Raw genomic sequence first — 8,541 nt, forward strand, 5'->3', positions numbered from 1 at the left:
GGCCGGTCCTGCTGTCCCGCTGGCGAAGGCGTACCGCTCCGGTACGTGGACGCGTGTGAAGCGCTTTGCGCCCGACGATACTTTCAGCGCTTGACCTTGACGCAACGGCAGGGTTTCTACTGGCGGCATGCGAATCGGAGAGATCGCCGCGCTCGTGGGGCTCACCACCCGGGCGATCCGGCACTACCACCATGTCGGGCTGCTTCCGGAACCGGAGCGGCGCCCCAACGGCTACCGCGCCTACAGCATCCGCGACGCTGTACTGCTCGCCCGGGTTCGCCGGCTCACCGAACTCGGCCTCAGCCTCGATGAAGTGCGCGACGTCCTCGCCGAGGATGCCGGGCGCGAACTGGCCGAGGTGTTGGAGGAACTCGACGCCGATCTGGCCCGCCAGGAAGCCGACATCCGGGAGCGCCGCTGTCGGCTCGGCGCCCTGCTCTCCGAGCGGCCCGACGCGACCGCCCCCGTCTCACCCGCCCTCGCCGCACTGCTGGCACAGGCCCCCAGGACGGACTCGCCGAGCGCGGCCAAGGACCGCGACTACCTCACGCTGATGGACGCCACCAACTCCGGCAGCCAAGAGATCTTCACGCTGCTCGGAACACTGGTCGCCGATCCGGCGGTCGTCGAACTGTATGAGCGCCTCGACGCGCTCGCCGAAGCCCCCGCCGACGATCCGCGGATCGCACCCCTGGCAGCGGACCTGATGGCAGCCGTCCCCGAGGAGCTGTTCGCCGCGATCCCCGAGGACGGGGTGGTCGTGACCGGGTTCAAGGAAGCACTGCTCGCCGAGTACGCCCCTGCGCAGGCGGAAGTCGTGGGCCGGCTGATGGACGCGTTCATGGAGAGGGGCAGGGGATGAGCGGCCGGCCAAGAGGGATACGGGCGGCGCGGGTCGCGGTCGCCGCCGTACTGCCGGGCGAACTGGCCCTGGCGGCCTTCCTGGTGGCCGGGGCCCGGCCGCCCGGGTGGGCACTGGCGGGCGCCGAGGCGCTGGCGGGCGCGGTGCTGCTGCTGGAAGCATGGGTGCTGCGCTCGCTGTATGTCGCCGCGCGCGCCCGCGGCGCGGACCGCCGGGCGGCACGGCGAGCTGCCGTACAGGAGGCGGTGCCGGTAACGGTCCGCCGCCTGCTCCTCCACGAGCTGCGCGCCCTCGCCTCCCTGGGGCGGTGGGTCCGGCGCGGCACCCACGGGGTGCGCCCCGGGGACCTCGCTGCCGCGTACACCGGGCCCCAGACCGCGATGATGTACGGGCTGCTCTTCGTCATGGTCATCGAAACGGTGGGCCTGGCCTTCCTCATCCCATGGCCTGCGGTCCACCGGGTGATCCTGGTACTCGATCTGTACGGAGTCGTCCTCGTGCTGGCCCTGCACGCCGCCTGCGTCACCCGACCGCACGTCGTGCGCCCCGACGGCGCTCTGCGGATCCGCTACGGAGCCCTCTTCGACCTCGCCGTGCCGCCGGACGCGGTCGCCTCGGTCCGGGTCGACCGGCGATATCCCGGGGGCGGCCTGATCACCCTCTCCGAGGACGGCGTTCTCGACCTTCTCGTGGGCAGCCAGACCTCGGTGACCGTGGAACTGAGCCGGCCCCTCCCCTTCACCCGCCCGCTCGGTGCAACGGAAGAGGCCCACACCATCCGCTTCCACGCCGACGACCCGCGCGCACTGGTCAGTGCACTCCGTCAGCCCACCTGAGCACACAGACCGGCTCCGACTCCCCGCCGACCGCCTCGCGGCCGACCGCCTCCCCGGCGGGGTGTGGAAGCAGGGCCTCGCGCTCGCCGCCGTTCCCGCGCCCCGCGGCCCGAGCAGGCGTTCGTGGCCGCCTTCGCACGCTGGGAAGCACCCCGCCTCGTGGATCTGTGAGGGATGCGGAGGTGGGCGAGCCGCGCCCGGACACGGACGTGCCCCCGGTCTGCTCGGGCTCGAACTCGGCCTCCACCGTGAGGAGAGGCCTTATGCGCTGTCGCTGACTGTGCGCTGGTAATGCTCTGCGATCTCGTCGCTGGTCGTCAGCCAGATATCGGGTTGGGCGGCGAGATATTCCAGCGCCTCGTCGAGGTACTTGTGTCGGAACGGCTGGCCGATGACGAACGGGTGCAGGGCCAGCGCCATGACCCGGCCGCTGTGTGCGGAGTCGGCGTGCAGTTGCTCGTACTGGTCCTTGACGATCTGTACGAACTCCGGCCCGGTGACGCCCTTGCCGAACAGCAGCAGGTCGTTGAGCTCGACCGAGTACGGAACGCTGAGCATGCCGGGGACATTCAGTCGGTAAGGCTGATCGTCGTTGGTCCAGTCGAGCAGGTAACTCAGGCCCAACTCGGCCAGCAGGCTCGGGGTGTGGAATGTCTCGGTCAGCCCCGGCCCCATCCAGCCGCGCGGTCGCTGACCGGTGGCGGTGGCGATGGTGTCGACGATGTCGGAGAGGAAGCGGCGTTCCTCGTCGCGGCCCATACCGGTCTGCAGGATCGAGTTGGTACGCCCGTGGGCGAGCCAGGCCCAGTTGCGGACCCGCCCGGCCTCGATGATCTGGGGATAGTGGTCGGCGACGGCGGAGTTCAGCAATGCGCTGGCCCGGATGCCGTGCCGGTCCAAGCTCTCGATAGTGCGCCAGATGCCGACGCGGACACCGTAGTCGCGCCAGCCGTAGTTGAGCGCGTCGGGGACCAGGTCCGCCGTGCCGGGCCAGAGGCTGGTGGAGGGGCGGTCGAGCAGGAAGTGCTCGATGTTGAGCCCGATGTAGGCGGCGACTCTGGCACCGCCGGGCCAACTGATCGGCGGGCGCTCGGTGATGGGGCTGTAGTCGAAGAGCTCGTTCTCCATGGTGTTCGTCATGCCGACACGGTAGAAGTTAACATCAATGTCAGATTCAACCACCGGGTCGGCATCCGAGAGCGAGGTCGAGATGCGCATTGGTGAGCTTGCGCGGCGCACGGGAGTCAGCGAGCGATCCCTGCGGTACTACGAGCAACAGGGCCTGCTGTCGCCCGACCGCACCCCCGGCGGACACCGTGACTACCCGGAGCAGAGTGTGGACCGGGTCATTCGTATCCAGGAACTGTTCGCCGCCGGGCTGCACAGCAAGAAGATCGCGCGGCTGCTTCCGTGCATGCGAGACGCGGACGGCGGCCCCTCGGAAGAGGCCACACCCGAGCTGATCGCCGAACTCACCGCCGAGCGGGATCGCATCGACCGCATGATCAACGAGCTGGCCACCTCCCGCGGGGTGCTGGACGACGTGATCCACACCGCGTCGGAACACGACCGGTAGCGCGGGGCGCGGGTGTCGCGTGCGCTGCCACGCCCGGTGCGCCGTCCTGGAGCCGGGTGGCGGCCTCGGTCAGGGCGAGGGCCGCCCGCTCCTCCTCGGTGTAGAAGGGCGTCTCGCGCCACGCGACCACGTTGTGCAGCCGCTCAGCCGTCTCACCAGCCTTGTGCGCCGACTCGATCGAGGCGAAAACGCACGGGCTGCAGCCGTTGATCTGGCTGGTACGCAGATGGACCAGCGACAGCAGGCGCCCATCGACGCCCCCGGCGTGAATCGCCTTGTAGAGGTGCTGGATCGCTGTGGTCACGTCGGGATTCGCCCGGCCGTTCATACGTGCTTCCATCGGTGTTGCTCCTTCATCGGTTACCTGAGCCCCTTCGGGTCCGTCATCACCCATGACGGAGCAGAGCCGAGGAAGGTAACAACATGTCCGACACCAGTCCGGCCGACCCGACGGCCAAGGCGTTCGAGGCCCACCGCGACCGGCTGCGTGCGGTCGCCCACCGCATGCTCGGACCGCACGCCGACGCCGAGGACGTGGTCCAGGAGGCCTGGCTGCGCCTCTCCCGCCACGACGCGGCGACCATCCACAATCTCGGCGGCTGGCTGACCACGGTGGTCGGCCGGATCAGCCTCGATCTCCTGCGAGCGCGCCAGGCCCGCCCGGAGGCGTCCTACGACGACCGCGGGTCCGAGCTCGTGGTGACGCTCGACGACGGTCCTGTTCCCGAGGACGACGCAGTGCTCGCCGACTCGGTCGGACTCGCACTGCTGGTAGTCCTGGAGTCGCTCGGGCCGAGCGAACGGCTGGCATTCGTGCTGCACGATCTGTTCGCGGTACCGTTCGACGAAATAGGGCAGATCCTGGGCAGGTCCACCGCCGCCACCAAGATGCTCGCCAGCCGCGCCCGCAGGAAGGTGCAGGCGACTGAGCGACCGGCCGGTGTCGGACGGGAGCAGCGAGAGGTGGTCCAGGCCTTCCTTGCGGCGGCTCGCGGCGGCTACTTCGAGGGGTTGCTGCGAGTACTCGACCCCGAGGTGAAACTGACCGTCGACACGCCGTCCGGCGTCGTCGTCACCCTCGGCGCCACCAACGTCGCAGCCGGCGCGCAACTGTCCGCCGGCACAGCCGCGCAAGGGCGGGCGGCGCTCGTCAACGGCCTACCGGGGATCGTCTCCTGGCGCGCGGACGGCACTCCTCTCTCGATCGTCGTGTTCACCGTCGCCCACGGACGGATCGCCGACATCCTGATCGTGGTCGACCCTGCCAAGCTCGCGCTGATGGGGCTGCCGGATCCGGCGTGAGGTCCTTCCCGGGCTGGTTGCCGGGCTTGGGTGCGCATAGCGCGTATGGGCGCGTGCGCAGCGGGCACGGCAGTTCCGCCGGCGCTTGAAGCCGAAGGGGAGCCCCCGCCAGCACCCCGTCAGGATCCCGGCACGACCCCAGGCAGATCCGTCACCTCGTCGGCGAGACGTGCGCCGACTGGCTCCAGGTCCCCCGCACCCCATGGGCCACCGGTCGTCTCCGACGACCCACGGTGGACCGGCCGCCCCGCAGCGGGCACGAGCGCGGCCCGTACGCGGCGACCCCGCCGACCAGGCAGGCGCCGCCTGCGCCGATGGTTGGGCCGCTAGCCACCCGAGCCGCAAATGCGCCGATGTGCTCCTGCTCGGCGGTCACCGCAGCCATAGGTGCACAGCCCCCGGCCGGAACAGCTTGCCCCTGACGACAGAGGCGCCACCGCGACCGTGTGGCTGGTGTGCTCGGTGGCTACTCCTCAAACGCTGCCCAGCGCCGCATCAGGCAACGTTCGCCCTGGGCGGTCTGCGACGATGACTCCATGGACGAGGAAGTCATTCCCATTCTTCGCGTCGAGGACGCTGCGGCGGCGGTCGCCTGGTACGAGCGACTGGGCTTCGCGAAGCAGTGGGAACACCGTTTCGAACCGGGACTCCCCGCGTTCGTCGAGGTCGCCCGGGGCGGGGTGCGGTTGTTCTTGTCGGAGCACAAGGGCGATGCCCGCCCCGACACGTTGGTCTACCTCCGCGTCCGTGATGTCGAGGCCATCGCCTCCGAGTTCAGTGTGCAGACGAAGGACGCTCCGTGGGCGCGTGAGATCGAGCTGCGCGACCCTGACGGCAACCGGCTGCGGATCGGCACGCCGGCGGAATGACCGTCGCCAGCAGCGCGCGGCAAGGAAGCTGTACTGGTGGCTGAGCGAGTACGCGTCCGAGAGATCGATGACGACCAAGGGCAGCGCCTGCTGCGGATCATCCGCCAGGGCAGCGGGTCGGTGGTGACCTGGCGGCGGGCGCAGATGGTGCTGCTGTCCGCGCAGGGCATGCCCGTGGCGAAGAGCGCCGAAGTGACGTTCACCAGCGCGGACCGGGCCCGGACTGAGCCGTTGTTGCCAGACCGGACGCCGAGGCCGCCCGCCGCAGGCGCGGCAGACCACCCGCCTTCGAACGCGAGGCCTACAAGCAGCGCAACACTGTCGAACGACGCATCAACCGCATCAAACACTGGCGCGGCCTCGCCACCCGATACGACAAGACCGCAACCATCTACCTCGCCGGACTCCACATCGCAGGCATCTTCATCTGGCCGCACGATGACCAAACGAAAGTACCTAGGTGCCGTGGTGGTTCTGCGGCCCGGAGGAGAACGCGGCCCTGCGGGCGGCTGCGGCCAGCCAGGGCCGGATGGAGCCGTCGTTGGTGAGGTCGGCGCGGTAGGCCACCGCCACCCTCAGGTAGCGGTTTTCCCTCCAGCTGTACCGCCATCGGTGGCTGCGGTAGACCTTGTCGGGACAGGGGGCGAGGCCGCCCCCGTCGCGGGCGCTCCAGATGGTGAGGCGCCAGGCCCCGCCCCCGTCGCCCAGATACCCGTGCGCGTCCCGGGCCATCGCCCAGTCGGGGAACGCGAAGACCTGGACGCAGACGTAGACAGGGTTCTCGGGCGTGGCGTGGGGACCGGGCTGCTCCACGTAGACGCCGACGACCATTCCGGTACAGTCACGGCGCGCGAGTTCCCTGACCAGGTCGCTGGGGCCCGCTTCACTGGAGAGGCGGGTGTCCTCGGCGATCCGGGCGAACTCGATGTCCATGTCGTTGGTGAACCGCCGCGGCAGCAGGGCGTCCGCGGTGAACGGCGTCTCGTCGGTGGAGGCGCGGTTCCAGGAGTCGGGGGAGGGCGGCCGGGGCGCGCGCTGCGTGTCGTCCAACAGGCGGGTGGGAGGGGTCGGGGGCATCGCCGCGGTGGGGGCTTCCGCTGCCGCGCACGACGCCAGGAGTGCCTGAAGCCGCTGTTGGACCTGCTGTGCCGACTGGGGGCGCCGGTCGGGATCGCGTTCCAGTAGTTCGGCGACGAGCGCGGTCACCTCCAGCGGCAGGCCGGGGCGGAACGCGTCGAGGGGCGGGGCCTCCTCGTCGAGTTTGCGCCGCACGACCGCGATGCTGTTGTGCCCGGTGAAGGGCGGCCGGCCGGCGAGCATCGCGAAGAGCATCCCACCGAGTGCGTACAGGTCGGAGCGTTCGTCGCCGCGTTCCATGAGGAACTGCTCCGGTGCGCCGAACTCCGGCGTTCCGGCCGGGGTCAGTTGGGAGGAGTGCGCCACGGTGAACGCGGCCTGGACGAACCCGGCGATCCCGAAGTCGATGACCTTCACCAGCCCGTCGCCGGTGAGGATGACGTTGTGGGGCTTGATGTCGTAGTGGATGACCTGGGCCCGGTGGGCGGCCTCCAGCGCGGCGCAGATACCGCTGGCGATGGCCACGGCACGCGTCAGGGGGAAAGGACTCTCAGCCTGGAGACGCGCCGTGAGCGTCTGGCCGTCCACCTTCTCCATGACCAGGAACAGCACGTCATCGTGGACGCCCCGGTCGTACAGGGCGGCGACGTTGGGGTGGACGATCTGGGCAGCGGCCACCGCCTCTCGCTCGAACCGCCGGGGCAGGTCAGCCTGGGCAACCCCGTCGAGATCCAGCAGCTTGAGCGCGACCTCACGGTGGAGCACGCGATCCCGCGCGGCCCACACCTCGCCCATGCCGCCCCGGCCCAGACGGCCGATCAGCTCGTAACGGTCCGCGATGAGCTTTCCCCGCTCCATGTCCGCCCCCTGCTTGTCCTTGACATGGCAGGGGTCAGCATACGAGACGCCTCCACACCGGCGAAGACGGCGGGTGCGGCGGCCGCCACACCGTCTCTCCAGCCTCCTCGGCGTACACACGGGATACCTGGTGACGATGCGGTGAGACCTCCGGCGGCCCGGTGCTGCTGGGGGGACCTTGCCTCCCGGCCCCGGTACTGCCCGCGTGGACAGGCATCGCGTCGGCCGAGCGCCGTTCGCGCCAGCGAAATTGCTCCGGTTTGGTGGACAGCCATCCGCTTGGGGACACCGGCCCCCGCAAGGAGGAGTCCATCGTGCCGTGGACCGGCCCCGCATACCCGCCGGAATTCCGTCGCCAGATCGTGTACCTGGTCCGCGCCGGCCCTCGCCGGAGGAGCTGGCCCAGGAGTATGAGCCGTCCGCGCAGACCATCCGGACCTGGGTGCACCAGGATCAGGTGGATACCGGGGAACGTCCCGGGCTGACCAGCGACGAGAAGGCGGAACTCGCCCAGTTGCGCCGCGAGGTCAAGGAATTTCGCGAGGAGAAGGAGATCCTCCGCAAGGCCAGGTTTTCTTCGTGAGGGAGACCGGCCGGTGACCTGCTACCGGCTGTTCGACAAGTGCTCCGCGGATCCGAGCTGACCTGCGTGAGGTCGACGACCTGCCGATCGGCCGCAGGCACGTCGCCCGGCTGACGCGTGCCGCCGGCCTGAAGCGTGCACCGCCGCACTGGGAGGGCCTCGCCGACCCGCCAGGACCGCACGGCCACAGCCGCGCCGGACCTGATCGGTCGGGGCTTCACCACGACCGCGCCGAACCTGCGCTGGAGTGCCCACTTCGCCTACGTGCCCGCCGACGAGGGCTGGCTGTACCCGGCGGTCGTCCTCGACGTGTTCTCGCGGAAGATCGTGGGCTTGGCCCTGGCCGACCACATGCGTATCCAACTGGTCACCGACGCCTTGGCCATCGCCATCGCAGCCAGAAGTCCGTGCCCCGGCCTGGTCCATCACAGCGACAACAGGCCCTGGCCGTTAGGACTTGTCCGGTCGATCATGTGCGGAGCCAGATGAACAGGGCTGCTGCTGTGGCGGTGCCGAGGAAGACGTATCCGCGCTTGTCGTAGCGGGTGGCGACTGCCCGGGACTGCTTCAGCCTGTTG

At 69.9% G+C, this 8,541-nt stretch carries 9 protein-coding genes and 4 pseudogenes; 9 read left to right on the top strand and 4 right to left on the bottom strand.

Annotation, left to right across the window (positions count from 1 at the left end; all coding sequences use genetic code 11):
- The first annotated feature begins 127 nt into the window (after positions 1–127).
- Together KBY19_RS24960 and KBY19_RS24965 are read left to right on the top strand one after the other, a co-directional pair.
- Positions 128–862, top strand: a complete 735-nt coding sequence (locus KBY19_RS24960) for a MerR family transcriptional regulator (RefSeq protein WP_099877235.1) — start codon at positions 128–130, stop codon at positions 860–862.
- Positions 859–1,698, top strand: coding sequence for a hypothetical protein (locus tag KBY19_RS24965; protein ID WP_099877238.1), 840 nt, complete (start codon positions 859–861; stop codon positions 1,696–1,698). Before KBY19_RS24960 ends, KBY19_RS24965 begins: the two co-directional genes overlap by 4 nt.
- Before the next feature lie 261 nt (positions 1,699–1,959).
- Here KBY19_RS24965 and KBY19_RS24970 read toward each other — a convergent pair whose 3' ends face one another.
- Positions 1,960–2,838 (bottom strand): polysaccharide deacetylase family protein, encoded by an 879-nt coding sequence (locus KBY19_RS24970; RefSeq protein WP_247691393.1) that lies wholly within the window; start codon positions 2,836–2,838, stop codon positions 1,960–1,962.
- A 70-nt stretch (positions 2,839–2,908) separates the two neighbouring features.
- Between KBY19_RS24970 and KBY19_RS24975 the strand changes: the two genes are divergently transcribed.
- Positions 2,909–3,274 carry a MerR family transcriptional regulator gene (locus KBY19_RS24975; RefSeq protein ID WP_099877241.1) on the top strand — a complete coding sequence of 122 codons (366 nt, stop codon included), beginning with the start codon at positions 2,909–2,911 and terminating at the stop codon, positions 3,272–3,274.
- A gap of 28 nt (positions 3,275–3,302) precedes the next feature.
- Here the strand turns inward: KBY19_RS24975 and KBY19_RS24980 are convergent.
- A pseudogene (locus KBY19_RS24980) lies at positions 3,303–3,614 on the bottom strand (carboxymuconolactone decarboxylase family protein); the annotation flags it as partial.
- Positions 3,615–3,697: 83 nt separating this feature from the next.
- Between KBY19_RS24980 and KBY19_RS24985 the strand changes: the two are divergent.
- The 4 genes and pseudogenes from KBY19_RS24985 to KBY19_RS36840 all read left to right on the top strand — a co-directional run.
- A complete protein-coding gene (locus KBY19_RS24985; protein WP_185015991.1) occupies positions 3,698–4,576 on the top strand; it encodes a sigma-70 family RNA polymerase sigma factor in 879 nt (292 codons plus the stop codon).
- A gap of 536 nt (positions 4,577–5,112) precedes the next feature.
- Entirely contained in the window at positions 5,113–5,445 is a 333-nt protein-coding gene (locus KBY19_RS24990) for a glyoxalase superfamily protein (protein ID WP_210956474.1), read from the top strand.
- Between the two features lie 36 nt (positions 5,446–5,481).
- Positions 5,482–5,661 (top strand): annotated as a pseudogene (locus KBY19_RS37610) (IS630 family transposase); the annotation flags it as partial.
- Between the two features lie 56 nt (positions 5,662–5,717).
- A pseudogene (locus KBY19_RS36840) lies at positions 5,718–5,861 on the top strand (IS5/IS1182 family transposase); the annotation flags it as partial.
- A gap of 40 nt (positions 5,862–5,901) precedes the next feature.
- On the opposite strand, the gene KBY19_RS25000 reads toward KBY19_RS36840, so the two are convergent.
- Positions 5,902–7,380 (bottom strand): serine/threonine-protein kinase, encoded by a 1,479-nt coding sequence (locus tag KBY19_RS25000; protein ID WP_210966758.1) that lies wholly within the window; start codon positions 7,378–7,380, stop codon positions 5,902–5,904.
- Positions 7,381–7,777: 397 nt separating this feature from the next.
- On the opposite strand from KBY19_RS25000, the gene KBY19_RS37330 reads away from it, so the two are divergent.
- Together KBY19_RS37330 and KBY19_RS36850 are read left to right on the top strand one after the other, a co-directional pair.
- Positions 7,778–7,963, top strand: coding sequence for a hypothetical protein (locus tag KBY19_RS37330; protein WP_282107116.1), 186 nt, complete (start codon positions 7,778–7,780; stop codon positions 7,961–7,963).
- Positions 7,964–8,098: 135 nt separating this feature from the next.
- On the top strand, positions 8,099–8,452 hold the full coding sequence (locus tag KBY19_RS36850; RefSeq protein WP_210966760.1) for a DDE-type integrase/transposase/recombinase: 354 nt from the start codon (positions 8,099–8,101) through the stop codon (positions 8,450–8,452).
- Here KBY19_RS36850 and KBY19_RS36855 read toward each other — a convergent pair.
- Positions 8,433–8,541 (bottom strand): annotated as a pseudogene (locus tag KBY19_RS36855) (IS5/IS1182 family transposase); the annotation flags it as partial. The gene KBY19_RS36850 and the pseudogene KBY19_RS36855 sit on opposite strands and share 20 nt — an antisense overlap.

It is taken from the genome of Streptomyces sp. B15, assembly GCF_018070605.1.
GTDB classification, from domain to species: domain Bacteria; phylum Actinomycetota; class Actinomycetes; order Streptomycetales; family Streptomycetaceae; genus Streptomyces; species Streptomyces smyrnaeus.